The organism is uncultured Caulobacter sp. (assembly GCF_947036865.1).
Lineage (GTDB): Bacteria > Pseudomonadota > Alphaproteobacteria > Caulobacterales > Caulobacteraceae > Caulobacter.
This window is the reverse complement of sequence record NZ_CAMQSF010000004.1, coordinates 143,208-167,681: the sequence shown is the minus strand read 5'-3', so window position 1 is coordinate 167,681 and position 24,474 is coordinate 143,208. Positions and strand designations below refer to the sequence as shown.

General features: G+C 68.2%; 29 protein-coding genes and 2 pseudogenes. 13 read left to right on the top strand and 18 right to left on the bottom strand.

The features are described from left to right. Nucleotides 1–79 precede the first annotated feature (79 nt). The 3 genes from Q0V34_RS05235 to rpmG all read left to right on the top strand — a co-directional run bounded on the left by Q0V34_RS05235 (nucleotide 80) and on the right by rpmG (nucleotide 2,262). Nucleotides 80–1,237: an aminotransferase class I/II-fold pyridoxal phosphate-dependent enzyme gene (locus tag Q0V34_RS05235; RefSeq protein WP_297508773.1), complete on the top strand. Its 1,158-nt coding sequence runs from the start codon at nucleotides 80–82 to the stop codon at nucleotides 1,235–1,237. Nucleotides 1,238–1,246: 9 nt separating this feature from the next. Beyond that, entirely contained in the window at nucleotides 1,247–1,975 is a 729-nt protein-coding gene (locus Q0V34_RS05230; protein ID WP_297508770.1) for an NUDIX hydrolase, read from the top strand. 119 nt (nucleotides 1,976–2,094) lie between these two features. After that, a complete protein-coding gene (gene rpmG / locus Q0V34_RS05225) occupies nucleotides 2,095–2,262 on the top strand; it encodes a 50S ribosomal protein L33 (protein WP_010920317.1) in 168 nt (55 codons plus the stop codon). A 90-nt stretch (nucleotides 2,263–2,352) separates the two neighbouring features. Here the strand turns inward: rpmG and Q0V34_RS05220 are convergent, their stop codons facing one another. The 4 genes from Q0V34_RS05220 to divK form a co-directional block, all read right to left on the bottom strand. Continuing rightward, nucleotides 2,353–2,541 (bottom strand): hypothetical protein, encoded by a 189-nt coding sequence (locus Q0V34_RS05220; protein ID WP_297508763.1) that lies wholly within the window; start codon nucleotides 2,539–2,541, stop codon nucleotides 2,353–2,355. Between the two features lie 347 nt (nucleotides 2,542–2,888). Continuing rightward, a complete protein-coding gene (locus Q0V34_RS05215) occupies nucleotides 2,889–4,565 on the bottom strand; it encodes an alkaline phosphatase family protein (protein ID WP_297508854.1) in 1,677 nt (558 codons plus the stop codon). A gap of 100 nt (nucleotides 4,566–4,665) precedes the next feature. Next, nucleotides 4,666–6,030: a PleD family two-component system response regulator gene (locus Q0V34_RS05210; RefSeq protein WP_297508760.1), complete on the bottom strand. Its 1,365-nt coding sequence runs from the start codon at nucleotides 6,028–6,030 to the stop codon at nucleotides 4,666–4,668. After that, the gene (gene divK, locus Q0V34_RS05205; protein WP_096051803.1) at nucleotides 6,027–6,404 is read right to left on the bottom strand and encodes a cell-cycle response regulator DivK; all 378 of its coding nucleotides are present in this window, start codon (nucleotides 6,402–6,404) and stop codon (nucleotides 6,027–6,029) included. Before divK ends, Q0V34_RS05210 begins: the two co-directional genes overlap by 4 nt. Before the next feature lie 115 nt (nucleotides 6,405–6,519). On the opposite strand from divK, the gene Q0V34_RS05200 reads away from it, so the two are divergent. From Q0V34_RS05200 to Q0V34_RS05185, 4 genes are read left to right on the top strand one after another with little or no spacing between them, the layout of a single operon-like run. Beyond that, nucleotides 6,520–7,167, top strand: coding sequence for a hypothetical protein (locus Q0V34_RS05200; protein ID WP_297508755.1), 648 nt, complete (start codon nucleotides 6,520–6,522; stop codon nucleotides 7,165–7,167). Continuing rightward, entirely contained in the window at nucleotides 7,164–8,054 is an 891-nt protein-coding gene (locus Q0V34_RS05195; RefSeq protein ID WP_297508752.1) for an ROK family protein, read from the top strand. Before Q0V34_RS05200 ends, Q0V34_RS05195 begins: the two co-directional genes overlap by 4 nt. A gap of 10 nt (nucleotides 8,055–8,064) precedes the next feature. After that, nucleotides 8,065–9,321, top strand: a complete 1,257-nt coding sequence (locus tag Q0V34_RS05190; RefSeq protein ID WP_297508749.1) for a DNA polymerase IV — start codon at nucleotides 8,065–8,067, stop codon at nucleotides 9,319–9,321. 47 nt (nucleotides 9,322–9,368) lie between these two features. Further along, nucleotides 9,369–9,839: a DUF3224 domain-containing protein gene (locus Q0V34_RS05185; RefSeq protein ID WP_297508746.1), complete on the top strand. Its 471-nt coding sequence runs from the start codon at nucleotides 9,369–9,371 to the stop codon at nucleotides 9,837–9,839. A gap of 26 nt (nucleotides 9,840–9,865) precedes the next feature. Here Q0V34_RS05185 and Q0V34_RS05180 read toward each other — a convergent pair whose 3' ends face one another. Beyond that, complete coding sequence (locus Q0V34_RS05180) at nucleotides 9,866–10,252, bottom strand: VOC family protein (protein ID WP_297508743.1); 387 nt, start codon at nucleotides 10,250–10,252, stop codon at nucleotides 9,866–9,868. Nucleotides 10,253–10,370: 118 nt separating this feature from the next. On the opposite strand from Q0V34_RS05180, the pseudogene Q0V34_RS05175 reads away from it, so the two are divergent. The 3 genes and pseudogenes from Q0V34_RS05175 to clpA form a co-directional block, all read left to right on the top strand. Beyond that, a pseudogene (locus tag Q0V34_RS05175) lies at nucleotides 10,371–10,562 on the top strand (hypothetical protein); the annotation flags it as partial. Nucleotides 10,563–10,592: 30 nt separating this feature from the next. Then, nucleotides 10,593–10,922 (top strand): ATP-dependent Clp protease adapter ClpS, encoded by a 330-nt coding sequence (clpS, locus tag Q0V34_RS05170; protein WP_099576690.1) that lies wholly within the window; start codon nucleotides 10,593–10,595, stop codon nucleotides 10,920–10,922. A gap of 13 nt (nucleotides 10,923–10,935) precedes the next feature. After that, entirely contained in the window at nucleotides 10,936–13,266 is a 2,331-nt protein-coding gene (gene clpA / locus Q0V34_RS05165) for an ATP-dependent Clp protease ATP-binding subunit ClpA (RefSeq protein ID WP_297508741.1), read from the top strand. A gap of 53 nt (nucleotides 13,267–13,319) precedes the next feature. Here the strand turns inward: clpA and Q0V34_RS20800 are convergent. The 4 genes and pseudogenes from Q0V34_RS20800 to Q0V34_RS05150 form a co-directional block, all read right to left on the bottom strand. After that, nucleotides 13,320–13,472: pseudogene (locus tag Q0V34_RS20800) on the bottom strand (hypothetical protein); the annotation flags it as partial. A gap of 181 nt (nucleotides 13,473–13,653) precedes the next feature. After that, nucleotides 13,654–13,983 carry a hypothetical protein gene (locus Q0V34_RS05160; protein WP_297508738.1) on the bottom strand — a complete coding sequence of 110 codons (330 nt, stop codon included), beginning with the start codon at nucleotides 13,981–13,983 and terminating at the stop codon, nucleotides 13,654–13,656. Nucleotides 13,984–13,986: 3 nt separating this feature from the next. Then, a complete protein-coding gene (locus Q0V34_RS05155; RefSeq protein ID WP_297508735.1) occupies nucleotides 13,987–14,265 on the bottom strand; it encodes a hypothetical protein in 279 nt (92 codons plus the stop codon). Nucleotides 14,266–14,328: 63 nt separating this feature from the next. Next, nucleotides 14,329–14,763, bottom strand: a complete 435-nt coding sequence (locus tag Q0V34_RS05150) for an HIT family protein (RefSeq protein WP_297508733.1) — start codon at nucleotides 14,761–14,763, stop codon at nucleotides 14,329–14,331. A 52-nt stretch (nucleotides 14,764–14,815) separates the two neighbouring features. Between Q0V34_RS05150 and Q0V34_RS05145 the strand changes: the two genes are divergently transcribed. After that, nucleotides 14,816–15,397: a DUF4287 domain-containing protein gene (locus Q0V34_RS05145; protein ID WP_297508729.1), complete on the top strand. Its 582-nt coding sequence runs from the start codon at nucleotides 14,816–14,818 to the stop codon at nucleotides 15,395–15,397. 12 nt (nucleotides 15,398–15,409) lie between these two features. Here the strand turns inward: Q0V34_RS05145 and Q0V34_RS05140 are convergent, their stop codons facing one another. From Q0V34_RS05140 to Q0V34_RS05125, 4 genes are all read right to left on the bottom strand, one after another. Continuing rightward, nucleotides 15,410–16,612, bottom strand: coding sequence for a GNAT family N-acetyltransferase (locus Q0V34_RS05140; RefSeq protein WP_297508727.1), 1,203 nt, complete (start codon nucleotides 16,610–16,612; stop codon nucleotides 15,410–15,412). Further along, nucleotides 16,609–17,382, bottom strand: a complete 774-nt coding sequence (locus Q0V34_RS05135) for a glycerophosphodiester phosphodiesterase (RefSeq protein ID WP_297508724.1) — start codon at nucleotides 17,380–17,382, stop codon at nucleotides 16,609–16,611. The genes Q0V34_RS05140 and Q0V34_RS05135 overlap by 4 nt, the downstream gene beginning before the upstream one ends. Next, nucleotides 17,382–17,843, bottom strand: coding sequence for a RidA family protein (locus Q0V34_RS05130; RefSeq protein ID WP_297508721.1), 462 nt, complete (start codon nucleotides 17,841–17,843; stop codon nucleotides 17,382–17,384). The genes Q0V34_RS05135 and Q0V34_RS05130 overlap by 1 nt, the downstream gene beginning before the upstream one ends. Before the next feature lie 109 nt (nucleotides 17,844–17,952). Further along, a complete protein-coding gene (locus tag Q0V34_RS05125) occupies nucleotides 17,953–18,387 on the bottom strand; it encodes a phasin family protein (RefSeq protein ID WP_297508718.1) in 435 nt (144 codons plus the stop codon). Between the two features lie 324 nt (nucleotides 18,388–18,711). Here Q0V34_RS05125 and Q0V34_RS05120 point away from each other — a divergent pair, with 324 nt between their 5' ends. After that, complete coding sequence (locus Q0V34_RS05120) at nucleotides 18,712–20,025, top strand: D-alanyl-D-alanine carboxypeptidase (RefSeq protein ID WP_297508715.1); 1,314 nt, start codon at nucleotides 18,712–18,714, stop codon at nucleotides 20,023–20,025. Between the two features lie 47 nt (nucleotides 20,026–20,072). Here Q0V34_RS05120 and Q0V34_RS05115 read toward each other — a convergent pair whose 3' ends face one another. From Q0V34_RS05115 to mipZ, 4 genes are all read right to left on the bottom strand, one after another. Continuing rightward, entirely contained in the window at nucleotides 20,073–21,302 is a 1,230-nt protein-coding gene (locus Q0V34_RS05115) for a PLP-dependent aminotransferase family protein (protein WP_297508712.1), read from the bottom strand. 74 nt (nucleotides 21,303–21,376) lie between these two features. Further along, nucleotides 21,377–21,436: a hypothetical protein gene (locus Q0V34_RS05110; RefSeq protein ID WP_297508851.1), complete on the bottom strand. Its 60-nt coding sequence runs from the start codon at nucleotides 21,434–21,436 to the stop codon at nucleotides 21,377–21,379. Nucleotides 21,437–21,450: 14 nt separating this feature from the next. Further along, complete coding sequence (locus Q0V34_RS05105) at nucleotides 21,451–21,882, bottom strand: molecular chaperone DnaJ (RefSeq protein WP_297508709.1); 432 nt, start codon at nucleotides 21,880–21,882, stop codon at nucleotides 21,451–21,453. 73 nt (nucleotides 21,883–21,955) lie between these two features. Further along, nucleotides 21,956–22,792, bottom strand: a complete 837-nt coding sequence (gene mipZ, locus Q0V34_RS05100) for a division plane-positioning ATPase MipZ (protein ID WP_297508706.1) — start codon at nucleotides 22,790–22,792, stop codon at nucleotides 21,956–21,958. A gap of 201 nt (nucleotides 22,793–22,993) precedes the next feature. Between mipZ and panC the strand changes: the two genes are divergently transcribed. After that, complete coding sequence (gene panC, locus Q0V34_RS05095; RefSeq protein ID WP_297508702.1) at nucleotides 22,994–23,851, top strand: pantoate--beta-alanine ligase; 858 nt, start codon at nucleotides 22,994–22,996, stop codon at nucleotides 23,849–23,851. A 209-nt stretch (nucleotides 23,852–24,060) separates the two neighbouring features. Here panC and Q0V34_RS05090 read toward each other — a convergent pair whose 3' ends face one another. Then, nucleotides 24,061–24,462 carry a DUF1489 family protein gene (locus Q0V34_RS05090; protein WP_297508848.1) on the bottom strand — a complete coding sequence of 134 codons (402 nt, stop codon included), beginning with the start codon at nucleotides 24,460–24,462 and terminating at the stop codon, nucleotides 24,061–24,063. Between the last annotated feature and the right edge of the window lie 12 nt (nucleotides 24,463–24,474).

The following is a 24,474-nucleotide window of genomic DNA, read 5'->3' as shown; positions in this document are numbered from 1 at the left end:
TCATCTTGAGCTTGTCGAAAGACGAGGTTCGGCTCCTCCTGAGTTGCGGGAGGCGATATCCCCCCGCTAAACCGCGTCCATGCGCGCCGAGATCGAACCCTTCCACGCCATCGCCATCAGTCGCCTGGCCCACCAGCTGAAGATGGAGGGCCGCTCGATCATCCACATGGAGTTCGGCCAGCCCTCGACCGGCGCGCCCAGCAAGGCGATCGCCAAGGCCCACCAGATCCTCGACGCCGAGGCCATGGGCTATTGGGAAAGCCCGCTGCTGCGCCAGCGCATCGCCGAGCGCTACAAGACCCTCTACGGGGTGACGGTCGAGCCCGAGCGGATCGTCCTGACCTGCGGCGCCTCGCCGGCCCTGGTCCTGGCGCTGTCCAGCGTGTTCACGCCCGGCGACCGTATCGCCATCGCCCGGCCCGGCTATGTCGCCTATCGCAACACGATCAAGGCGCTGCACCTGACGCCCGTCGAGATCGCCTGCGGGCCGGAAGACCGCTTCCAGCTGACCGCCCAGCATCTGGCCGAGCTCGATCCCGCGCCGGCCGGCGTCATCGTCGCCAGCCCCGCCAACCCGACCGGCACGATCATCGCGCCCGACGAGCTGAAGGCCATCGCCGAGGTCTGCCGTGACCGCGGCATTCGGATCATCAGCGACGAGATCTATCACGGCCTCTCTTACGCCGGCCGCACGCCCTCGATGCTGGAATTCGCCCCCGACGCCCTGATCGTCAACAGCTTCTCCAAGTACTTCAGCATGGCCGGCTGGCGGCTGGGCTGGCTGCTGACGCCCAAGGGCGAGGATCTGGACCGCGCGCGGGCCTATGTCGGCAACCTGTTCCTGACGGCCCCGTCGCTGTCGCAGCACGCGGGTCTGGCGGCGATGGACTGCCTCGACGAGCTGGAAGGCCATATCGACGTTTACCGGGCCAACCGCCAGCGGATGCTGGACGCCCTGCCGGCCCTGGGCCTGCGCAAGATCGCCCCCCCGGACGGCGCCTTCTACATCTGGGCCGACATCGGCCACCTGACCGACGACTCGCTCAGCTTCTGCCAGCAGCTTTTGAAGGACACCGGCGTGGCCACGGCTCCCGGCATCGACTTCGACCCGGTCGAGGGCCACCGCTTCATCCGCTTCAGCTTCGCGGTGTCGACGGCGGAGGTCGAGGAGGCGCTGCGGCGGATGACGCCGTGGTTCGCGGCGCGTCCCTCTATCCAGACGGCGGAATGCGGCTAACCTCGCGCCATGAGCCTGCCGCCCATCGACGCGAAATTCGACACGATCAATGACGGCGCCGTGCGCGAGACCGGCGCGGCGCTGAAGCCTCGGCACGCGGCCACCCTGATCATCGTCCGCTCCGATGGCCCTTCCCCGCGCCTGCTGATGGGACGGCGTAACAGCGGGCACGCCTTCATGCCCGACAAGTGGGTATTCCCGGGCGGGCGCGTCGATCGCGCCGACTACGACGCCCCCAGCGCCAGCGAGCTCGCGCCCGAGGTCGCCGCGCGTCTTTCGCTGGAGCCACGCCACGGCCGCCCCGCTCGCCTGGCGCGCGCCCTGGCCCTGGCGGCGGTGCGCGAGACGTTCGAGGAGACGGGGCTGCTTCTGGCCAAGGCCGCGCCTGAGCGCCCCGGCGCCGGGCCTTGGCGGCCGTTCCTGGCGCAAGGCGCGCTGCCCGATCTCGCGCCTCTGGACTTCGTGGCCCGGGCGATCACCCCGCCCTACCGCCCGCGCCGGTTCGACGCCCGCTTCTTCATGGCCCCGGCCGAGGCGCTGCTTTCGCTGGACCGCCGCCCCGACTGCGGCGAGCTGGACGAGATCGCCTGGGTCGATTTCCAGGAAGCCATGGCGCTGGACCTGCCCAACATCACGCGCTTCGTGCTGCACGAGGTTGGCCAGCGCCTCGCCGAGGCCGGCCGGCCGGCCCCGTTCATGCGGTTCTTGAACGGCAAGCGGCGCTTGACCCATCTTTGACGCGCCCCGCCGCGCGCGAAACCGACTCCGCCGATTGACTTTGAGTCCCCGATGAGTATGTTCCGCGCCTCTTATTTCCAGCGCGCGGGAACCTGCGCGACCACCGCAGGGATTCGACCATGGCCAAACCGGCTTCCATCAAGATCCGCCTGAACTCGACGGCGGACACCGGCTTCTTCTACGTCACCAAGAAGAACGCCCGCACCAAGACCGAGAAGATGGTGCTGAAGAAGTACGATCCGGTCATCCGCAAGCACGTCGAATTCCGCGAAGGCAAGATCAAGTAAGATCGACGCTCAGCGCTGAAGACACGAACGCCCGGCTAGCGATAGCCGGGCGTTCTTGATTCTGGCGCTCGTCCGCGAGGCGGTCGATATCTACCGGCGCGCCTCGCCCAGCAGAAGCCACCGACAAAAGGCGAAGGCGCCCCACAGCGCCGTTACGACCAGCAGCACCGGACCCACCCACAGGGCCACGAAGGCGACGATCATGGCCGCCACGGACAGACCGCCCGACAGGTGGCTATTGGCCTCCGCGCCAAGCCGGAACAGAACGCCGCAGGTCAAGAGACCCAGTAAAAGCCATCCGATCGGAAACGAACTCTTCCTCGAACGCGCTCTCGCCTTCATCGTCACCCCTCCCGACTGAGAAGTATGACGAGCCTGTGCGACAAACGTGTATGATTAACTAAACAGAATTACGTATTGGCTCGCCGCGTGCCGAATTCGCTCGAACGCTCGGTCGGCGGGCGCGAGCGCTCAGGAAATGGGCGGACCGCGCCGCTCACCCACCGCCAACCCGCCCTTCGCGGGAGATTCGCGCCTAGAGCGGTTTCAGCGGCTAGCGCGCTCTAAATGTTGGAGAGCGAGCCTGTCTGTCTGTTTCGAATGACCCAATTCGAAACAGACGGGCTCTAGCAGCCCTGCCCGTAGACAAGCGGGCGGCAGACGCCGTCGATGTCCGCCGGCGGCTTGACCCCGGTCACCGCCGCGATGGTCGGGGCGATGTCCACCGTGTCGAGCGGCAGGATGCGCTCGTGCGGCGTCGCGCCCTTCCACCAGAACAGGATCGGCACCCGCCGGTCGTAGTCCCAGGCGCTGCCGTGGGTCGAGACATAGGTCGGACCGGGCGACGAGGGCACGCGATCGGGGCGGAAGGCCACGACGATGTCGCCCACCCGGCCCGGATAGACGCTGCGACGCAGGCGCTCGGCTAGCGACAGCTCCTCGGGAGAGGCGTTGGCGGGCGCCGGCTCCATGGTCAGCAGTGCGTTGGAGTCGAAGGCCCCCGCCACCAGCGGATCGCGGTTCAGGCGCGCCAGCGCGGCCGCCGTGATGCGGGCCTGGTCGGCGGCGGGCAGCGGCTTCTTGTCGGCGCCCAGCACATAGAGCTCGTCGATGCCGCTGTCGGCCAGCAACGGATCCCAGGACAGGCCAAGATCGCCCCGGACCGCGGCGTTCAGCTTGGCCAGCCAGCTCTTGCGCTCCACGCGGCCGTAGTCATAGCCCTCGCCGGCCAGGCGCTCGGCGAAGTCGGCGCCGCCGTGGTCGGCGGCCAGCACCACCAGCACCCCGCCCTTGACCTTGTCCAGGCTCTTCAGGAACACGCCCAGGCGATCGTCGAGGCGGGCGAGTTGGTCGCACATCTCCGGACCGCGCGTGCCGTAGCGATGTCCCACGAAGTCGGTCGCCGACAGGCTGATGGCCAACAGGTCCACCTGCGGACCGTCGCCCAGGTCATAGGTCTCGCGCAGCCGCCGCGCCAGCTCCAGGGTCACTTGGTCCGTATACGGACTCGCATAGAGATCGCGCAGCTTGTCGGCCGGGCTGGTCGCGGCCGGGATCGGCAGCGCGGCGCGCCACTTGCGGCCGCCGGTCTCGTAATCGGCCTCCAGCGCGCGGCAGCGCTTGGCCGCGGGGCCCAGCTTGGCGTCGTAGTCCCAGACGAACGGGTGCTTGGAGAGATCCGCCGCCATCTGGGCGTTGAACGCCGCCACGGGCTTGAGCCGCTCTTCGGCGGTCTGCCCCTGGCGGACATAGGTGGTGAAGCCAAAGCCCGGCTGGAACCAGAACTGGCCGTCGGCCTTGTGGCCCGACATGGTGATCGCGCCCCGGTCCTTGCCCGACACGCCGAACACCCGGCTCTGGGGCGAGACGTCCTTGAGCCAGTCGCCATAGGTGGTGGCCATCAGATTGGCCGGCGACACCGACCGTCCCTTGGGATCGTCGGCCAGCACGACGCTGGGATCGGCCAGGCAGTAGACCGTCTTGCCGGTGGCCTTGTCGTACCAGTCGTTGGCGCTGATGCCGGTCTTGTTGGGATGCTTGCCCGTCAGCAGGGTCGAGTGGCCGGGACAGGTCTCGGTGAAGGCGTGCGACTGGTAGCCGTTGGGATAGACGATCCCTTCACTGAGCGTCTTCATGCCGCCCGTGAATTCGGCCCGGTGCTGCGCGTAGAGATTGGCGCTGAACTGGTCGACCGAGATGACCACGACCAGCTTCGGCTCCGGCTTGGAAGACGGAGTCGACGCCGACGCCTGGGCCGCGCAGCCGATCGAGAGGGCGGCGGCGACAAGGCCGCGGACGAGCATCTTGTTCATGCGCGCGACTTGGCTGAAACCGCCGCCGAGCGCAAGCTTAGAAGGGTTTCAGCGGTGAAATGAGCGCCGGATGTCCCTCGGCGCGCGGATCTCAGGCTGCCTTGCCGACCACCGCGTTGCGGCCCGAGGCCTTGGCCTGGTACACGCCCTGGTCGGCCCGCTTGAGCAGGGCCTCCGGCGTATCGTCGGCGCCGAGCGTGGCCGAGACCCCGACCGAGATGGTCACGTTCAGCAGTTCCTGGCCGTGCGCCACCTTGAACGGCGAGCCCGCGACGTGCATCCGGATCCGCTCGGCGATGCGCAGGGCGTCGGCCAGGGTGGTGTCGGGCATCACGACGACGAATTCCTCGCCCCCGAAGCGGCACGGCAGGTCGATCGCCCGGACGTTCGACGCCAGGCGCAGGGCGAACTCGCGCAGCACCTCGTCGCCGATGTCGTGGCCGAAGGTGTCGTTGATCTTCTTGAAGAAGTCGATGTCGATCAGCAGGGCCGACACGGGCTCGCCGCCCAGGGCCGCGCGCTTGACCAGCGCGTCCAGCTGGCCAGACATGTAGCGACGATTGTGCAGGCCGGTCAGCTGGTCGGTGACCGCCAGCTCCAGCGAGTTGTCGAGATTGTTGCGCAGATAGTCGGTGTAGCGCTTGCGCTGGATCTGGGTCTTGACCCGGGCGGCCAGCTCCTGCGGATCGACCGGACGCGGCAGGATGTCGTTGACGCCGATCTCCAGCGCCTTGACCATCCGGGCGCGGTCGTCCGGATCGACCATCGCCAGCACCGGCAGCTGGCGGGTGCGCTCCTCGGAGCGGAGCGAGGCGGTGAACCTCAGGCCGTCGAAGCCTCGAGCCGCGGCGTTGACGATCACCAGATCCACCGGACCGCCGGCGCTGATCTTGGCCTTTTCCGGATCGCTTTCCAGGAACGGACGATGCTCGACGCCCAGCTCGGCGGCGACGCGCGCGGCCTGGCGCTCGTTGTCGTCGACGACCAGCACCCGGCCGCCCAGGCCGTCCAGGCGGGCGGCGGCGCCGGCGATCACGCCCATGCGGCGGCCCGAGGCCTCGCGCTGGCGCAACTCGTCGATCACCAGCTTGAAGCGCGTCAGGCTGCGCACCCGCGCGAACAGCATGACGTCGTCGATCGGCTTGGTCAGAAAGTCCGAGGCGCCCGCCTCCAGCCCCTGGATCCGGTCGCCGCGTCCGTCGAGAGCGGTGATCAGCACCACCGGGATATGGCGCGTGCTGGGGTCTTCCTTCAGCTTGCGGCAGACGGTGAAGCCGTCCATGCCGGGCATCATCACGTCCAGCAGGATGATGTCGGGCAGGTCGCGAGCGGCCATGGCGAGGGCCGTCGGGCCGTCGGTGGCGCTGGTGACTTCGTAATATTCGGCCGTCAGCTTGGCCTCGAGCAGGCGGACATTGGCCTCGATGTCATCGACGACGAGGATCCGCGCGCTCATGCGGGCTGCCTTTCCAGCAGACGCTTGATCGTGTCGAGGAAGTGGACCACCGAGATCGGCTTGGAGATGTAGGCCTCGCAGCCGCCCTCGCGGATTCGCTCCTCGTCGCCCTTCATGGCGAAGGCCGTGACGGCGACCACCGGGATGTGAGCCAGGTCGTCGTCTTCCTTGAGCCACTTGGTGACTTCCAGGCCCGAGATCTCGGGCAGCTGGATATCCATCAGAATCAGGTCGGGCTTGTTTTCACGAGCAATGGACAACGCCGACAGGCCCTCGCGGGTCTGCAGGGTCTCGTAACCCTGGGCTTCGAGCAGATCATGAAAGAGCTTCATGTTCAGCTCGTTATCCTCCACGATGAGGACCTTCTTCGTCATCCTTACCCCGACCAAAAGGTCACGTGGCGACGCCTAGGGATTCGCGCCGTCTTCCAGTTCCTGATCGCACGGATATCCTTAAGCCCGCGCTAATCGCGTTAAGAGACCGCCCCCGATGGAACCGCCCTGCTCCGATCTGCAAGCCTGCGCCGTGTCGCCCGCCGCGCCGCTGGTCATCGTCGATGTCGACGAGGTGCTGGCGCAGTTCATGCGCGGCTTCGGCGCCTTCATCGAACGCCACGGCTTCGAGCTGAGGATCGATCGCTTCGCCCTGTTCCAGAACATCTACCGCCCAGGCGAGACGGAACACCTCGACATGATCGCGGGCAAGGCCCTGTTCGACGATTTCTTTCGCGACGGCGCCGACGACCTCCCGCCGGCGCTGGGCGCGGCCGACGCCCTGGCCGATCTGTCGACCCGCGCCGAGGTCGTCATCCTGACCAACGCGCCCGAGCACGGTCGGCTGGCGCGAGCCAAGTGGTTGAAAACGCACGGCTTCGATTATCCGCTCGTCATCAACAGCGGCCCCAAGGGACCGGCGGCGGCGGATCTGGCCGGCCGCACCTCCGGCCCGGCCGTCTTCATCGACGACCTTTTGCCGCAGCTCGACTCCGTGGCGGATAAGGCGCCGCGCGTCGGGCGGTTCCAGATGGTCAGCGACGAGCGCCTGCGCCCGTTCGCCCCGTCGGCGCCCGACCGCCACGCGCGCATCGACGAATGGCCCCACCTGAAGACCGCGATCGAGGCGCGGCTCTTTCCATGATCCGCTTCGGCGTCGACTTCGGCGGCACCAAGATCGAGGCCGCCGCGCTGGACGAGGCCGGCGGGTTCGTCGCGCGGGTCCGCAAGCCCAATCCGGGGACGTACGAGGCGGCTCTGGAGACCGTCGCCGAGCTCCTGACCGACGCCGAGGCGATGGCGGGGGCGAGTTGCCCGCGCGTGGGCCTGGGCATTCCCGGCTCGATCTCGCCGCGCACGGGACTGATCCGCAACGCCAACAGCGTCTATCTGAACGGCCGCCGCTTTGGCGAGGACCTGGAGAAGCGCCTGGCGCGCCCCGTCCGCCTGGCCAACGACGCCAACTGCCTGGCGCTCTCGGAAGCCGCCGACGGGGCCGGCGCCGGCGCGCGCGTTGTCTTCGCGGTGATCCTGGGGACCGGCTGCGGCGGCGGGCTCGTGGTCGACGGGCGGCTGGTCGAGGGGCTGAACGGCGTCGCCGCCGAGTGCGGCCACACGCCCCTGCCCTGGCCTCGACCGGAAGAATATCCCGGCCCGCAATGCTGGTGCGGCCGCGAGGGCTGTCTGGAGACCTGGGTGTCGGGCCCCGCCTTCGCCCGGGACTCCGGCTTCCCGACGGCCCAGGCGACCATGGAAGCCGTCAAGGCCGGCGATCCAGGCGCGACGACCGCCTTCGACCGCTATGTGGACCGGCTCGGTCGCGGCCTGGCCGTCATCGCCGACCTGGTCGACCCCGACGTCTTCGTCCTGGGCGGCGGCATGTCCAATGTCGAGGCCCTTTACGAACGCCTGCCCGCGGCCATCGCGCCCCACGTCTTCTCCGACGCCTACGCCGTCCCGGTGAAGCGGGCCGCGCACGGCGACAGCTCCGGCGTGCGCGGCGCGGCCTGGCTGTGGCCGGCGGAGGCGTGAGGGCGCCCCGATGAAGTGCCTGTGCCGCGACTGCGGATGGACGGGCGGGGCCAAGGTCGCGCGCTGCCCCTCCTGCGCCTCGCCGCGCGTCGTCTTCCACGACGAGTTGGGAACCCTCTCGATCGCCCACCTGGACTGCGACGCCTTCTACGCCTCGGTCGAAAAGCGCGACGATCCGACCCTGCGCGATCGGCCGGTCATCGTTGGCGGCGGCAAGCGCGGCGTGGTCACCACCGCCTGCTACATCGCCCGCATGAGCGGCGCGCGCTCGGCCATGCCGATGTTCAAGGCGCTGAAGCTCTGCCCCGACGCCGTGGTCATCAAGCCCAACTTCGCCAAGTACAAGGAAGAGAGCCGCCGCATCCACGAGAAGCTGGACCGGCTAACGCCCCTGATCCAGCCGCTGTCGCTGGATGAAGCCTGGATCGACCTGACCGGCACCGAGCGTCTGCATGGCGCGACGCCGGCCCAGATGCTGGCGCGGCTGCAGGCCGAGATCGAGCGCGACATCGGCCTCACCGTCTCCATCGGTCTGGCGCCCAACAAGTTCCTGGCCAAGATCGCGTCCGAGCTGGACAAGCCGCGCGGCTTCTCGGCCATCGGCGCGGCGGAGGCCAAGACCTTCCTGGCCGACAAGCCGGTCGGCATTCTGCCCGGCGTCGGCCCCGCCACCGTGGCCAGCCTCGCCGAGATCGGGCTGAAGACCGTCGGCGACATCGCCAGCGCCGATCTGAAGCTGCTGGCCAGCCGGCTCGGCGCGGGCGGCCTTCGCCTGCACCGCCTGGCGCACGGCCAGGACAGCCGGATGGTTGATCCCGATCAGGCCCGCAAGACGATCAGCGCCGAAACCACCTTCAACGACGACCTGCACCGGCGCGAGGACCTGGAGGACGAGCTCTGGCCGCTCTGCGAGAAGGTGGCCAAGCAGGCGCGGCGCGAGGGCATCGCCGGCCGCGTGGCGACGCTGAAACTCCGCACGCCCGACTTCAAGATCCACACCCGCCGCCGCACCCTGGCCGTGCCGACCCAGACCGCCCGCACCCTGTTCCAGGTGGCGCGCGAACTGCTGGCCGCCGAGCCCAGGGGCCTCTCCTACCGCCTGATCGGCGCGGGCCTGACCGAGTTCGTCGACGCCGAGACAGCCGGCGCGGATATGTTCGCCGACTACGAGCGCCGCGCCCTGAACAGCGAGACCGCGATCGACGCCCTGCGCGGCAAGTTCGGCGCCGGGGCGGTGGTCAGCGGGCGGGCGCTCAAGGGGCGTTGACGTATAGTTCTTGTTATGTTCTCGTAAGCGAAACGAGAGGAACGTTCATGCCAGTCCCGCGCATCATCGTGCCGGCCATCGCGGTCGCCTTGGCCGCCGTCTCTCCCTGTTTCGCGGAGACCGCCATGCACCACGCCCACGGCCTGTTCGACGTCGCCACCAAGCCTATCGAGCAGGACAAGGGCGAAGGCTCCACCCTGGGCCGGTTCTCGCTGGACAAGGTCTATCACGGCGCTCTGGAGGCGACCGGCAAGGGCGAGATGCTGACCGTGGGCACCGAGGTCCCGGGCTCGGCCGTCTATGTGGCCACCGAGCGCGTGGTCGGGACGCTGGACGGGCGAAAGGGCGCTTTCGCCCTGGTTCATCGCGGCGCGATGCGCGGCAAGGACATCAGCTTAGTCATCGACATCGTCCCGGACTCCGGCTCGGGCGAGCTGAAGGGCCTCACCGGCCGCCTGGTGATCACTGTCGCCGACGGCAAGCACCAGTACGACCTGGAATACGCGCTGCCCCAGTAGTGTTTGACGCCGAGCCGGCCGCCGCCTCAGGTCGGCGACGCGATGGCCTGGCCAAAGACGATCAGGTTGCCGTCAGGGGCGCGGATCATCAGCTCCCGCTGGCCGTAGGGCTGATCGACCGGGCCATGAACGGCGCCAGCTGGCAGCTGCTCGAGCTTGGATCCCAACTGCTCGAGAACGGTGTCGAGGCTGCGTACGTCGATATAGTAGGCGAAGCCGCCGTGCGGCCGCCCCCGCTCGGCGGGATCGCTGTTGGCCAGAACCCGCAACCCGGCTCCTTCCCGTTCCAGATAGGCGTAGCCGCCGCCATTGACGAACACGGTAAAGCCCAGGATTTCGGTCAGGAAGGCCAGCGCCGGCTCCATCTCGGCGACGTGCATGAACGGCGTGATCTGCAGGGTATTGGCTGACATCGGTCTCCTCCCAGGTGTTCCGCCAACGCCGAGCCTACCCCCGAAGCGCGACCGCGATATCATCCGAAAGGGTGAAAACGCGCCTCCGAGCGCTCTCGACGATTCGGCTCTGGCGCCGCTGGCCCCTCCCCTTGCGGGCCGCCCGCGCCCGCCCCATCTGGGCCTCTCGCCCACGGAACCGTTCGCGCGCGGTCTTCGCTCTCCCAAACGTGAAGCCGTTTTCCGAGGCGCCCCTGTGCTAAAGCGGCGCAGCGGCGTCTCGGGCTCTTCCAAAGCCGTCGCGTTTCCATATCTAATTCAGACAGGCGGGCCATTTCGCTCGCCGGGAGAGAACAAGTCGATGGCCGAGCGGAAGCAAGGCGGACAAGGCAACGGCGCTGGATCGTCGGTCGTCACGGAAGTGAAGCCGAAGACCCAGAAGCCCTCGCTTTATCGAGTTCTGATTCTCAACGACGACTACACTCCGATGGAGTTCGTCGTTTACGTGCTCGAACGGTTCTTCAACAAGTCGCGTGAAGACGCTACTCGCATCATGTTGCACGTTCACCAGAACGGCGTCGGTGTCTGCGGTGTCTACACTTACGAAGTCGCAGAAACCAAGGTCGCCCAGGTCATCGACTCGGCGCGACGCCATCAGCACCCTCTGCAGTGCACCATGGAAAAGGACTGAGGAGCCTCCCCCATTGCCCTCTTTTTCGCGCCCCCTGGAAGAGTCCCTGCATCGCGCCGTCGCCTACGCCAATCAGCGTAAGCACGAATACGCGACGCTGGAGCATCTTCTGCTTTCCCTGACCGACGACGAGGACGCCGCCGGAGTGATGCGTGCGTGCGACGTCGATCTCACCGCGCTGAAGAAGAGCCTCTCGAACTATCTCGACGTCGAACTCCAATCGCTGGTGGTCGACGACGATGAGGACGCCAAGCCGACCGCCGGCTTCCAGCGCGTGATCCAGCGCGCGGTGATCCACGTCCAGTCCTCGGGCCGCGAGGAAGTGACCGGCGCCAATGTGCTGGTCGCCATCTTCTCGGAACGCGAGAGCCACGCCGCCTATTTCCTGCAGGAGCAGGACATGACGCGGTACGACGCGGTCAACTTCATCGCCCACGGCATCGCCAAGAAGGCCGGCGCCTCGGAGGCCAAGAGCGTCAAGGGCGCCAGCGCCGGCTCGAACCAGACTGAGGACGACGGCGAAAAGCCCAACACCAAGACGGGCGGCGAGGCTCTGGAAGCCTATTGCGTCGACCTCAACGAAAAGGCCCGCCAGGGCAAGGTCGACCCGCTGATCGGCCGCGCGAACGAAGTCGAGCGCGCGATCCAGATCCTGTGCCGTCGCACCAAGAACAACCCGCTGCTGGTCGGCGACCCCGGCGTCGGCAAGACCGCCATCGCCGAGGGCCTGGCCCGCAAGATCGTCACCCACCAGGTCCCCGAGGTGCTGGAAGGCGCCACCATCTACTCGCTCGACATGGGCGCGCTGCTGGCCGGCACCCGCTACCGCGGCGACTTCGAAGAGCGTGTGAAGCAGGTCGTCAAGGAACTGGAGAACCACCCGAACGCGGTGCTGTTCATCGACGAGATCCACACCGTGATCGGCGCCGGCGCGACCAGCGGCGGGGCGATGGACGCGTCGAACCTGCTGAAGCCGGCCCTGGCCTCGGGCAGCCTGCGCTGCATGGGCTCGACCACCTACAAGGAGTTCCGCCAACACTTCGAGAAGGATCGGGCGCTGGTCCGTCGCTTCCAGAAGATCGACGTGAACGAACCGACGGTGGAAGACACCATCAAGATCCTCAAGGGCCTGAAGACCTATTACGAGGACTTCCACAAGCTGAAGTACACGAACGACGCCCTCAAGGTCGCCGTCGAGCTGTCGGCCAAGTACATCACCGACCGCAAGCTGCCGGACAAGGCGATCGACGTGATCGACGAGGCCGGCGCCAGCCAGATGCTGCTGCCGGAAAGCCGCCGGAAGAAGACCATCGGGGTCAAGGAGATCGAGAGCGTCGTCGCCAAGATCGCCCGCATTCCGCCCAAGTCGGTCAGCAAGTCGGACACCGAGGCCCTGAAGGAACTTGAGACCGATCTGAAGCGCGCCGTGTTCGGCCAGGACGAGGCCCTGACCCAGCTGGCCGCGGCCATGAAGCTGGCCCGCGCCGGCCTGCGCGAACCGAACAAGCCGATCGGCTCGTACCTGTTTAGCGGCCCGACCGGCGTCGGCAAGACCGAAGCCGCCAAGCAGCTGGCCCAGACCCTGGGCATCGAGATGCTGCGCTTCGACATGTCGGAGTATATGGAGCGCCATACCGTGAGCCGCCTGATCGGCGCCCCTCCCGGCTATGTCGGCTTCGACCAGGGCGGTCAGCTGACCGACGCGGTCGACCAGCACCCGCACGCGGTCGTCCTGCTCGACGAGATCGAGAAGGCGCACGGGGATGTCTACAACATCCTGCTGCAGGTGATGGACAACGGGACGCTCACCGACAGCAACGGCAAGAAGGTCGACTTCCGCAACGTGGTCCTGATCATGACCACCAACGCGGGGGCCTCGGACGCCCAGCGCAACTCGATCGGCTTCGGCCGCAGCAAGGTCGAGGGCGAGGAAGAGGCCGCGCTGAAGCGGCTGTTCACGCCGGAGTTCCGCAACCGCCTGGACGCCGTCGTGGCCTTCAAGCCGCTGACGCCGGAGATCATCCGCCAGGTCGTGCAGAAGTTCGTGATGCAGCTGGAGGCCCAACTGGCCGACCGGAACATCACGATCGAGCTCAGCGACGACGCGGCCGATTGGCTGGCCAAGAACGGCTTCGACGAGCTCTATGGCGCGCGGCCCCTGGCCCGGGTCATCCAGGAGCACATCAAGAAGCCGCTGGCCGACGACATCCTGTTCGGACGCCTGGTCCGCGGCGGCCACGTCAAGGTCGTCCTCAAGGACAGCAAGATCGACTTCGAGATCGACTCGGCCGCCGATCCCAAGGCCGGCAAGACCGATGAGGCCGAGCCGGCCCTGGCCGAGTAGAGCCTGTAAGAGATGAGCCAAAGGGGCCCGGAGCGATCCGGGCCCTTTTTTGTTCACCGCTCGCGATGACGGCGTCCAAGCGCCTTCGCATCGCCAACGCTGGCGGCCGGCCCTTCGAGCCACCGCAGGAACCAGCCCTCGCCTGCCATCATGAAGCTCGTTACGTCGACCAGCCGATTGTTCCCGATTGAGGCGTTGATGATGGACCCGAGCGCCTCGCCGAAATCCTGATCGCCCGCGTAGCGACTGGCCTAGATCAAACGGCGCGACCCTCGGCGGCCATCTTCGGATTCGGGCATGCGGTTCCTGTTCGGGCGTTCTCGCCTAGGTCCCTGGTGAACCACAACGGCCGAGGCTCCGCACCTCTTTGACGGCCGCGCTACGCCTTCAGCGGGCTTCGGTCTCGCGCAGGCGCCGCACCTCGCCCCAGATGCGGAACAGAAACTCGACCGTGGCCGCGCCGCTAAAATAGCTCAGCGAATAGCCGACCGAGCTCAACACGTTCGCCACCGTCTCCAGGGGCACGGCGGACACGACGCTGGCGCGGGACGGGTCCAGCAGCGTCGAGGCGGCCTTGATCACGTCGCTCAGCAGGTGGATCGAGGCGGCGATCACCACGATCTTGGTCGCCAGGTGCAGACCGCCGAAGCCGCTGATCGCGCGCCGGGACTCGGCGGCGAGCCGCTCGGACGCGGACGGGTCGGCGAGATCGGACATCGGCTATGGCTCCATCAGCGTGGCGTTGCGCCGCTTCAGTTCGTCCAGGATCCGCGCCAGCGCCTCGACCCAGAGCGCCGAGGCAAAGGTGGCGAGCGCGTAGGCGAACATGGGCATGTACCGCGCAGCGCTCTCAAGCTCGACCCACACGATGATCGACACCGGCGCATCGGTCCGCAGCGCGAAAAGAGTCTTGGCGAACACGATGGCATAGGCCAACAGCCCGCCGAACATCAGGATCACGGCCAGCAGCATCAACTGAGTAACGGGATGCAGGCGCAAGCAACTTCCCCTCGATCGCCACAACCTAACGTCGCCGCGCGGGGGAAGGCAAGGAAACTCGGCTTAGAGCGCCTCCGATATCTGGCTCGCCAGAGCCTTCAGCGCCTCGACGTCCGCCATCCCGCCCTCGCCGTGGCGCCCCAGGGCCTCTCCCTCGTAGCGAGGGATGACGTGGAAATGCAGGTGGAAGATCGTCTGGCCGGCGGGCGCCCCATTGAACTGGGTGACGACCACGCCGTCCGGCTTCAAGGCCGTCACGACCGCGCGGGCGACCTTCTGGGTCGCGGCGGCCAATTCGCTCAGCACCTCGGGCTCGACCTCGAGCAGGTTCCGCGCCTGGCTGACCTTGGAGATCACCAGGGCATGGCCGCGCGACTGCGGGAACACGTCCATGAAGGCCAGCACCCGGTCGTCCTCGAACAGCTTCACGCTCGGGATCTCGCCGCGGATGATCTTGGCGAAGATGTTGTGGCTGTCGTAGCGTCCGTCGAGGCTCATGACCGTCTCCCTGCTGGGACCGGTCGTAGCAAACCCGGGGGGACACGCAAGCATGCAGACCAAGCCTCAGGGCCTGACCGAACAGCAACAGAAGTGGTTCGCCTCCGTTCGGGCCAATCTGGAGCGCGAGACAGGTAAGACCTTGGACGAGTGGTCCGAGATCGTCCGTCGCGAATGCCGGGAAACCAAGCCCAAGGCGCGCGCCGACTGGCTGAAGGCGACCTATGGGATCGGTCAGAACCGCGCCGCCACCATCTTCTCGGTCGCGTTTCCGGCCGAGATGGGCTGGGACGACGCCGACGGGCTGCGCGCGGCCCTGTGGACCGATCCGGCCGCCACGGCGATCCTGACGGCGATCGAGGCGGCGGTCGCGGACCTGCCCGATCTGGTCACCGGTCAACGCAAGACCTTCACCGCCTGGTCCCGCAAGAGCCAGTTCGCCGCCGCCAAGCCCCTGAAGTCGGGCGGTGTCGCGCTGGGCCTGGCGGTGACGCCGGACGCCTCCCCGCGCCTCGCGGAGCCGAGGAACGAGGGCTGGTCCGAGCGCCTGAAGGCCAAGCTCGTCCTCGCCGCCCCCGCCGAGGTCGACGCCGAGGTGGTCGCGCTGCTGAAGGCGGCCTGGGAGCGGTCCTAGTCCGGTAGCCCGTTAGTCCCGGTCGCCGCCGCCGGCCAGGCGATCGGGCGCGTGGCGGAACGGCGAGAACTCCTCGGTCAGCAGCTCCATGTCGTGGGCCACCGCCTCGCGTTCGCGCTCCAGATAGCGGGCCACCGGCTCGCGCAGCGCCGGGTCGGCGATCCAGTGGGCGGAATAGACCGCGCTCGGCAGATAGCCCCTGGCGATCTTGTGCTGGCCCTGCGCCCCGGCCTCGACGCGCGGCAGGCCCAGCCGGATCGCGTGCTCGATGGCCTGGTAGTAGCAGAGCTCGAAGTGCAGGAACGGCACGTCCTCAAGGCAGCCCCAGTGGCGGCCATAGAGGCAGTCGCGGCCCAGCAGGTTCAGCGCCCCGGCGATCCAGGGCCCGCCCGGCCGCCGCGCCAGGATCAGCAGCACCTTATCGGCCATGCGCTCGTGCAGCAGGGCGAAGAACCTGCGGTTCAGATAGGGCCGCCCCCACTTGCGGCTGCCCGTGTCCATGTAGAAGGCGAAGAAGGCGTCCCAGTGCTCGTCGAGCAGTTGGTCGCCGGTCAGGGCGACGATCTCCAGCCCGTCCTGGGCGTCGCGGCGCTCGCGGCGGATGGTCTTTCGCCGGTTCGCCGACAAAGCCGCCAGGAAGTCGTCGAACGTCGCGTAGCCGTTGTTTTCCCAGTGGTACTGCTGGTCCTGGCGCGGGAGCATCCCCCGCTCGCCCATCCAGCGCCACTCGTCCTCGACCGGGAAGGTCACGTGCAGCGACGAAGCGCCGATCCGCTCGCACAGGGTGAGGGCGCCGCCTAGCAGCGCCGATCGCCCCTCGTCCACGTCGACGTCCGGCCGCGTGATCAGCCGCGAGCCCGTGACCGGCGAAAACGGCGAGGAGCACTGGAGCTTCGGATAATACCGCCCGCCGGCGCGCTCATAGGCGTCGGCCCAGGCATGGTCGAAGACGTATTCGCCCTGGCTGTGGGACTTCAGGTAAAGCGGCATGACGCCGGCGATCGCCCCGGCCTCGTCCTCGACCGACAGGTGCTGCGGCGCCCAGCCGGTGCGCGGCCCGACGCACCCGCTCTCCTCCAGGATCGACAGGAAGTCGTAGGAGATGAACGGATCACCGGTGTGGCCGGCGCAGGCGTCCCAGGCCTCCTTGCCGATCTCGGCGACCGCGCGATGCACGCGAACCGCCGAACGAACGCCAAGGAGGCCTGAAGTCACGCGTGATAGCCCTCGAAGATCAGGTTGTCGCAGTGGTCGCGCACCCGCTCCCACTGGTCGGGCGCCCGCACCGTCCACGCGACGACGGGCATGCCGTTCGAGCGATATAGGTCGGCGCGCGGGCTGGGCAACATGTCGAGCCCCAAGGCCAGGAAATCGGGCCGCGCCAGCTCCACCTGCTCCAGCGCCGCCAGCGACTTGCGCATCTCGGGCGCCAGCTTGCGCGCGCCCTCGTCGTTCCAGCCGTAGCTGTCCAGGCCGCGCAGGATCTGCGGATGATGGTCGGCGAACCAGGCGTGGGAATAGGGATTGAAGCCGATCACCGCCGTCGGGCCGTTGTGGTCGACCAGCACCTCGGTCACCCGCTTCTCCAGAGGGCCGACCTCGCCGAACGGGGTCTTCAGCTCGATGAACACCATGGCCCGGTGGCCGATCATCGTCAGGGTGTCGGCCAGGGTCGGGATGGTCTCGTCCGTGCCCTTCAGGGTCATGGTCCCGAGGTCGGCGGCGGTGTGGTCGCGCAGGCGGCCCTCGCGCCCGGTCATCCGCTCCAGCCGCTCGTCGTGGAACACCACCGCCTCGCCGTCGGCGGTCAGTTGAACGTCGAGCTCGATGCCGTAGCCATGCGCGCAGGCGGCCTGGAAGGCGGCCAGGGAGTTCTCCGGCGCGCCGTCGGGCGTCCACAGGCCGCGGTGGGCGACCGCCGGCGAGAACAGGCGCTCCCACGCCTCGCCGAAGACCTCGGTCGAGGGGCGTTCGCGCGCGCGCATCAGGCGATCTCCACCACCGCGTCGACCTCGACGGCGAAGCCCAGGGGCAACTTGTAGACCCCCACCGCCGAGCGGGCGTGGCGGCCGGCGTCGCCCAGGGCCTCGACCATCAGGTCCGAGCAGCCGTTGACGACCTTGGGGATGTCGATGAAGTCCGGGCCGGCCTGGACGAAGCCCCCCAGCTTGACGACCCGGACCACCCTGTCGAGGTCGCCGTCGCACGCGGCCCGCATCTGAGCCAGCAGATTGATCCCGCACAGGCGCGCGGCCTTCTGGGCCGTTTCCAGGTCGACATCGACGCCGACCGTGCCCTTGATCCCGCCCGACGCGTCCAGCGAGATCTGCCCCGAGATGTGGACGAGATTTCCCGAGCGGACGAAGGGCACGTAATTGGCCACCGGCGCCACGGGCTGCGGCAGCTCCACGCCCATCGCCTTCAGGCGTTCCTCGACCTTCGACATCCACGCGCTCCCTTGCACCGAGGGCGCATGCTTAACGTGGTCGCGGCCAAGAAAAAAGGGCCCGGGCCTTTCGGCCCGAGCCCTTCGATCTTCGGTTCGAAGTCCGGTCTTAGCGAGCGGCTTGGAACTTCTCGACGGCGGCGGTCATGCGCTCGTTCAGCGGCTTGACCGAGTCCTTGATCGAGGCCGAGACGATTTCCGAGGCCTTGCTGACCTGGGCGATATAGGCTTCCAGGGCCGACTTGGCCCAGGCGGTCTGCAGTTCGACGGCTTCCTGCACGCTCTTGGCGGCGGCCAGCGACTTGGCGGCGGCGACGTGGTCCTCGGCGGCCTTCTTGCCGTAGGCGAAGGTCTGGGCGCCCAGGGCTTCGGCGCCCTTGGTGGCGGCGGTCACCGAAGCGACGACGGCTTCCAGGTTCTTCTTCGAGTGGGTGTTGGCTTCGGCCAGGGCGGCCAGCGACTTCTCGACGCCGTCCTTGAAGGCTTGGTTGGACGCGGTGGTGAACTGCTCGACGGAGGTCTTGATGGTTTCGGCGGCGGCCATGGGAATTCTCCTGGGGAGGAAACGGAGGGCGGGGCGGAAGGTCGAGCTGCAACTCGCCCCTCTGCGCTTGGAACAACCCGGTTCTCTCATGTTGCAGTGCAGCAGTCAATGATTTTGTGCAGCGCACCATAACCTAAGGTCAACGGCGACGCCTGCCCCGATCAAGCTGCAGCATGGGAAGCACGCGCCCGGTTTTTTCGCGTCCGCGGCATGATCACTCACCAGTTGTTTACTTTGGCGAAAGGCGGCATCCATCATGCTACGGTCCACGCGTGTGGCGGTGCGGAACCGCTGTCAAAGTTCAGAAATGACGGACGCTGCTCGATGTTCGCCAAGCTTACCTCCGCCCGTTCCCTGATCGCCGCCGCCGGTCTCGCGCTCGCCTGCCTGTTCGGCGCCGCCGCGCCGACGGCCGCCTCGGCGGCCATACCGTACCTGCAGCTGAACGCCTCCGAGCCCAAGTACGCGGCCATCGTCATCGACGCCAATTCGGGCGAAGTCCTTTACGACAAAAGGGCCGACAGCCCCCGCTATCCGGCGTCCGTCACCAAGATCATGACGCTGTACCTGACCTTCGAGGCCCTGAGCGAAGGCCGCCTGAAGCTGACCGACCGCGTGGTCATCTCGCCGCGCGCCGCCGCCCAGGCCCCGACCAAGATCGGCCTGCCGCCCGGCGACAGCCTGTCGGTCGACGAGGCCATCAAGGCCATGACGGTCAAGTCGGCCAACGACGTGGCCGTGGCCATGGCCGAGCGACTCGCCGGCAGCGAGTCGCGATTCGCCGCCCTGATGACCCTGCGCGGCCAGGAGCTGGGCATGCGCAACAGCCGGTTCGTGAACGCCTCGGGCCTGCCCGACAGCCGCCAGATCTCGACCGCCCGCGATCTGGCCATCCTGTCGCGCGCCACCATGCGCGACTTCCCGCAGTACTACAGCTACTTCTCGGTGAAGGGCTTCAATCTGCGCGGCAACTACATCAAAGGGCACAACCGCCTGCTGGACAGCATGGAAGGGTTCGACGGCCTGAAGACCGGCTACACCAATGCCTCGGGCTTCAACCTCGCCGGTTCGGCCGTGCGCGACGGCCGCCGTCTGATCGCCGTGGTGCTGGGCGGCCCGTCCACGGCCTGGCGCGACAACAACATGGAAGACCTGCTGCTGACCGGCTTCGACGTGATGAAGCGCCGGGCGCGCGGCGAGCGCACCACCATCGCCGCCAACATTTATGAAGACGAGCCGACCGGCCCGATCGAGCGTCCGTCGGTCGAACAGGGCGACGGCGACCAGGCCGGCCTGAAGATCGTGCTGACCGAGAACCCGCGCGCGCCGGCCCCGGTCAAGGTCTCGCCTACCCTGCGCGGCGCCCAGGACGCCGCCAAGTCGAGCAAGGCCGCCAAGAAGCCGAAGGGCGAATGGGGCGTGCAGGTCGGCGCCTTCAAGTCCAAGGCCCTGGCCAACGACCAGCTGAAGCTGGTGCGCGGCCGCTTCGCCAAGGCGGTCGCCGACGCCGAGGCCGCCGTCGAAGGCGCGGGCGGCACGTTCCGCGCGCAGTTCCAGGGCATGACCTCCGACGCCGCCCGCGGCGCCTGCTCGGCGCTGAAGGCCAAGCACGTGCCGTGCATGGTGCTGGCGCCGTAAGCTAACTTCCGATCTCCCCGACGAACGCCGGGGAAATCGGATGAGGATCAGCCCTCCGCCCTCACCCGCCCGATCAGCCGCGCGATCCGCGCCACCCCTTCCTCGATCTGCGCATCGGTCGGCAGCGAGTAGCTGAGGCGGATGGCGTTGGGCGTCTGGACCTCGGCGAAGAACGGCGCGCCCGGCACGAAGGCCACGCGCTCCTCCTCGATGGCCCGGGCCAGCAGCGTCGCGCCGTCGATCCCCTCGGGCAGGTCGATCCAGACGAACATGCCGCCCTCCGGCCGCGACCAGGTCACGCCCTCGGGCATGGTCCGCTCCAGGGCCCTCAGCATAACGCCGGCCTTGTGGCCATAGGCGCCGCGCAGGCGGTGCAGGTGCTGGTCGTAGCCCTCCGAGACGGCCCGATGGGCGACCATCTGGTTGATGGTCGAGACGTGCAGGTCCGCGCCCTGCTTCAGTAGGACGAGCTTTTCGATGACCGGCTTGGGTCCGCAGACCCAGCCGATGCGCAACGCCGGCGAGAGCGTCTTGGACAGGGTGCCCAGGAACAGCGTGCGCGCCTGGTCGATGCCGCCGGACCGTTCGATGTCGAGCGCCAGCAGGGTCGGCGTCGCCTCGCCCGAGAAGCGCAGCTCGCGATAGGCGGCGTCCTCGATCAGGGTCATGTCCAGCCCGCTCGCCAGATCCAGCAGCGCCTCGCGTTCCTTCAGGGTCAGGCTGACGCCGGTCGGATTGGCGAAGTCGGGGACGAAATAGCCGAGGGCGCCGCGCGGCAGGTCGGTCTCGCGCCCCTCCAGCGCGCCCGCCGGCAGGTCGCGATAGCGGGGCTCGTAACCGTTGAACGCCTGCAGCGCGCCCAGATAGGTCGGCCGCGCCACCACGACCGTGTCGCCGGGGCCGACGAACAGCTTGCCGATCAGGTCCAGCGCCTGCTGCGAGCCGGCTGTCAGCATGATGTTGCCGGGCTCGCAGGGCATGCCGTCGCGGGTCATGCGCTCGGCGATCCATTGGCGCAGCGGCAGATAGCCCTCGCTGACCGAATATTGCAGCGCCTGGCGGGACAGGCCTGGGTCGGCCAGCACGGCGGCGTAGCCGGCCTGGATCTCCTCGGCTGGGAACAGGGCCGGATCGGGGATGCCGCCGGCGAAGGACAGGATGTCGGGCTGGTCCAGCAGCTTGAGCAGTTCGCGGATCTCGCTGGCGCGGACGCGGTTCATGCGCTGGCTGAAGCGCGCGGCCCAGTCGGCGGCGCGGTCGAGGGTCTGGGTGGTCATGGGATGATCAAGGGTCCGAACGGGAATGACGTCTTGAGCCAAGTCAAAGGCTCGCCTGAACAGGGGTCAGGGCGTCATACCGAACAGGTCGGACCGGACGAGCGGCGGCGCCAGAAGCGTTCGCGGTGGATCATGGCTCCGTCGTAGCCTAGCCGCGCCGCTTGATCAAACGATCCCGCGCGGCGTTCAGCTGCGCCGCCAGGCCCTCGGTGCCGCCCTTGTCGGGATGGGCCATCTGGATCAGGCGATTATAGGCGGCCTTGACGTCGGCCAGGGTGGCGTCGGGCCCCACGCCCAGGATCGCGCGCGCCTCCGAGAGGCTGAGCTCGGCCTTCGGCGCGGGCGTGGCGACGCGCTTGATCGTCGGCCGCCGCCGCGCCTCGGTGGCGCTCCAGAGGCCGAGGACCGCCAGGACGGCGGCGACCTCCCAGGCCTGGCGCACGCCGGCATAGCCCGCGCCGGCGAAGGCGACCACCGCGGCGACGCCGGCGCCGACCCGCCAGCCCTCGCCCTTCAGCACGGGACGGCGCGGCCAGAGCAGGAAGGCCACGGCGGCCATGCCCAGCAGCAGATAGATCATCGCGGCTCCCAAAGCACGACGGGCGGCGGGGTCGTCCCCGGCCGCCCGCTGATCAAGGGATGTAGAGCCTGAACTACTGGGCCGCCAGCATCGTCTCGCCGGAGAAGCTCGACAGGCCCAGGCTATGCATCAGCGCCCGCAGCTCCTGGCGCGCCGCCAGATGCTGCAGCGACACCGGCACCGGGCGCACCTGCGGCGACAGGTCGGCGATGGTCAGGCCGAACGGGAAGAGCTCGCGATAGATCACGCGGTCGCGCAGCCCGGGGCCGATGCGGAAGCCGACCCGCTTGGCCAGAGCCGTCAGACGGTCCTCCAGGCGCTTGCGGTTGCGAGCCTCGGTGGTGGCCAGGCGGTTGCGCAGCACCACCCAGTCCATCGCCTGACGCTGGCCCGAGAGCGCCCGCTGCTTGCGGCCTTCCCAGACGGTCAGCGAGTAGAGGCTGGGCTTGACGAGGTCCAGGGTCACCGGGTCGACGGTGCCCAGCATGTCGAAGTCGACGAAGCTGTCGTTCATCGGCGTGACCACCAGGTCGGCGCGACCGTGCGCCAGGCGCGTGATGGCGCTGTCGCCGCCGGGCGTGTCGATCAGGATGAAGTCGCATTCGGCCGCGGCCTTGGCGAACGCCGCCTCGAAGCCGGCGACCTGCTCGTCCTCGGACCGCTCGGCCAGGGCGATGTCGTTGTCGCTGAGATTCAGGGCCAGCGGCTCGGGCAGTTCCAGCTTCTTGCTGGCCAACCAGGCGCGGCGGTTTTCGAAGAACCGCGCCGAGGTGCGTTGGCGCAGGTCCAGGTCGATGACCGCGACCTTGGCGCCGCCGTACAGCAGCGCGGTGACCAGGTGGACGGCGATGGTGGACTTGCCCGCGCCGCCCTTCTCGTTGCCGACGACGATGACGCGCGTTTCGGCCATGGGATCGATCCTCGATGCGTCGCGACTCGCGCGACCTTGGACTGAAGGTTAACACGATGTTACCCGCTCCCCAGGGGGTCAACCGCGTCGATCCACAGACCTAATTGTCGCAGCCCATGATTTCGGCAGGCCTCGCGCCCGGTGGACCTGGGAGCCCGCGAAGGCCATAAGCGCGACCAGTCCGCGTGGAGGCATACCGCCATGACCCGTCCGATCATCGTCCGCACCATCGCCGAGATGCGCCAGCACGTGCGCGCGTGGAAGGCTTCTGGCGAGCGCGTCGCCCTGGTCCCGACCATGGGCGCCCTCCACGAGGGACATCTGTCGCTGATCCGGCTCGCCCGGAGCCACGCCGACCGCGTGATCGCCAGCATCTTCGTCAATCCCAAGCAGTTCGCGCCGCACGAGGACTTCGACGCCTATCCGCGCGGCGAAGCGGCGGATGTCGAGAAGCTGGCCTCGGCGGACTGCGACCTGCTGTTCGCCCCGGCCGGCCCGGAGATGTACGCGCCGGGCTTCTCGACGCTGATCAGCGTGTCCGGCGTTTCCGAACCGCTGGAAGGCGCGGCGCGGCCGCAATTCTTCGGCGGCGTCGCGACCGTCGTGGCCAAGCTCTTCATCCAGTCCCAGGCCGACGTCGCCGTGTTCGGCGAGAAGGACTATCAGCAGCTGCAGGTGGTTCGCCGCATGGCGCGGGATCTGGATATCCCGATCGAGATCGTCGGCGGCCCCACCGCCCGCGCGGAGGACGGCTTGGCCCTCTCCTCGCGCAACGCCTATCTGTCGGCCGAGGAACGCGCCGCCGCCACGGCCCTGCCGACCGCGATGAGGACGGCGGCGGCCGCCGTGGCGTCCGGCGGACGGATCGACGACGCCGAGGCCGCGGCGGTCGCGGCCCTGACCGCGGCGGGCTTCCGTCAGGTGGATTATGTCGAGGTGCGCGAGGCCGGCGATCTGTCGCGGCTAGGCCCGGGGCCGATCGACGGCGCCGAGGGGCGGATCCTGGTCGCCGCCTGGCTGGGCAAGACGCGGCTGATCGACAACATGGCGATCGGATAGAGCCAGTCTGGTTTGGATGGCCCCATCGAAGGCTAAGGGGCTCTAGCCGATCGGCCTCAGAGCCAGCAGCAATCCGGCGACCAGCCCTATGAACAACATCGCCACGCCCAAGACCGGATAGCCTCTCTTCATCGTCATTCTCCCCACGCTGCCCGCGACAAGATGACACCCGCCTCAGTTGCTAAATCGCTAAGACTTCACTCTGGCGATTACCAGGCGCCGAGCTCCCGCAGCTGCCGCGCGAGGTCGGGGGGCAGATCGGCGGCCTCGCCTTCGGTCAGGTCCGGCGGCGCGTCCTCGGGCTTCAGATAGCGCCAGCCCTGGAACGCGCGGCGAGGCTGCGGGGCGACACGGATGATCGGCGGATCGACCGTCACCTCGCAGCGCTGGGCCGGACCCGAGCCGACCGTGTCTATGGCCAGGATCTTCTGACGACAGAGGATCTGGCCCTTGAACACCCGATACAGCGAGCCGCCGTCCAGGATTTCGTCGATCCGCTTCGGGGTCATGCGGGTCTGCATGATCCAAGGCCGAGAGGTGTCGGTGTGCCAGGCCAGGAGATCGTCGATCGTGTCGCAGCCGACGACCAGCTTGATGATGTGCAGCGCCATGGCCGCTAGATA

What these genes read in the sequence shown, in the direction of transcription:
- Q0V34_RS05180 (WP_297508743.1), bottom strand. Translation starts at nt 10,252, where the DNA reads ATGTCAGCCAATACCCTGCAGATCACGCCGTTCATGCACGTCGCCGAG.
- Q0V34_RS05115 (WP_297508712.1), bottom strand. Translation starts at nt 21,302, where the DNA reads ATGACCACCCAGACCCTCGACCGCGCCGCCGACTGGGCCGCGCGCTTC.
- Q0V34_RS05090 (WP_297508848.1), bottom strand. Translation starts at nt 24,462, where the DNA reads ATGGCGCTGCACATCATCAAGCTGGTCGTCGGCTGCGACACGATCGAC.
- Q0V34_RS05230 (WP_297508770.1), top strand. Translation starts at nt 1,247, where the DNA reads ATGAGCCTGCCGCCCATCGACGCGAAATTCGACACGATCAATGACGGC.
- Q0V34_RS05215 (WP_297508854.1), bottom strand. Translation starts at nt 4,565, where the DNA reads ATGCTCGTCCGCGGCCTTGTCGCCGCCGCCCTCTCGATCGGCTGCGCG.
- Q0V34_RS05145 (WP_297508729.1), top strand. Translation starts at nt 14,816, where the DNA reads ATGCAGACCAAGCCTCAGGGCCTGACCGAACAGCAACAGAAGTGGTTC.
- Q0V34_RS05120 (WP_297508715.1), top strand. Translation starts at nt 18,712, where the DNA reads ATGTTCGCCAAGCTTACCTCCGCCCGTTCCCTGATCGCCGCCGCCGGT.
- Q0V34_RS05130 (WP_297508721.1), bottom strand. Translation starts at nt 17,843, where the DNA reads ATGTCGAAGGTCGAGGAACGCCTGAAGGCGATGGGCGTGGAGCTGCCG.
- Q0V34_RS05235 (WP_297508773.1), top strand. Translation starts at nt 80, where the DNA reads ATGCGCGCCGAGATCGAACCCTTCCACGCCATCGCCATCAGTCGCCTG.
- Q0V34_RS05125 (WP_297508718.1), bottom strand. Translation starts at nt 18,387, where the DNA reads ATGGCCGCCGCCGAAACCATCAAGACCTCCGTCGAGCAGTTCACCACC.
- Q0V34_RS05185 (WP_297508746.1), top strand. Translation starts at nt 9,369, where the DNA reads ATGCCAGTCCCGCGCATCATCGTGCCGGCCATCGCGGTCGCCTTGGCC.
- Q0V34_RS05135 (WP_297508724.1), bottom strand. Translation starts at nt 17,382, where the DNA reads ATGCGCGCGCGCGAACGCCCCTCGACCGAGGTCTTCGGCGAGGCGTGG.
- divK (WP_096051803.1), bottom strand. Translation starts at nt 6,404, where the DNA reads ATGACGAAGAAGGTCCTCATCGTGGAGGATAACGAGCTGAACATGAAG.
- Q0V34_RS05150 (WP_297508733.1), bottom strand. Translation starts at nt 14,763, where the DNA reads ATGAGCCTCGACGGACGCTACGACAGCCACAACATCTTCGCCAAGATC.
- clpS (WP_099576690.1), top strand. Translation starts at nt 10,593, where the DNA reads ATGGCCGAGCGGAAGCAAGGCGGACAAGGCAACGGCGCTGGATCGTCG.
- Q0V34_RS05190 (WP_297508749.1), top strand. Translation starts at nt 8,065, where the DNA reads ATGAAGTGCCTGTGCCGCGACTGCGGATGGACGGGCGGGGCCAAGGTC.
- Q0V34_RS05160 (WP_297508738.1), bottom strand. Translation starts at nt 13,983, where the DNA reads ATGTCCGATCTCGCCGACCCGTCCGCGTCCGAGCGGCTCGCCGCCGAG.
- rpmG (WP_010920317.1), top strand. Translation starts at nt 2,095, where the DNA reads ATGGCCAAACCGGCTTCCATCAAGATCCGCCTGAACTCGACGGCGGAC.
- Q0V34_RS05105 (WP_297508709.1), bottom strand. Translation starts at nt 21,882, where the DNA reads ATGATCTATCTGCTGCTGGGCATGGCCGCCGTGGCCTTCCTGCTCTGG.
- panC (WP_297508702.1), top strand. Translation starts at nt 22,994, where the DNA reads ATGACCCGTCCGATCATCGTCCGCACCATCGCCGAGATGCGCCAGCAC.
- mipZ (WP_297508706.1), bottom strand. Translation starts at nt 22,792, where the DNA reads ATGGCCGAAACGCGCGTCATCGTCGTCGGCAACGAGAAGGGCGGCGCG.
- Q0V34_RS05200 (WP_297508755.1), top strand. Translation starts at nt 6,520, where the DNA reads ATGGAACCGCCCTGCTCCGATCTGCAAGCCTGCGCCGTGTCGCCCGCC.
- Q0V34_RS05195 (WP_297508752.1), top strand. Translation starts at nt 7,164, where the DNA reads ATGATCCGCTTCGGCGTCGACTTCGGCGGCACCAAGATCGAGGCCGCC.
- Q0V34_RS05210 (WP_297508760.1), bottom strand. Translation starts at nt 6,030, where the DNA reads ATGAGCGCGCGGATCCTCGTCGTCGATGACATCGAGGCCAATGTCCGC.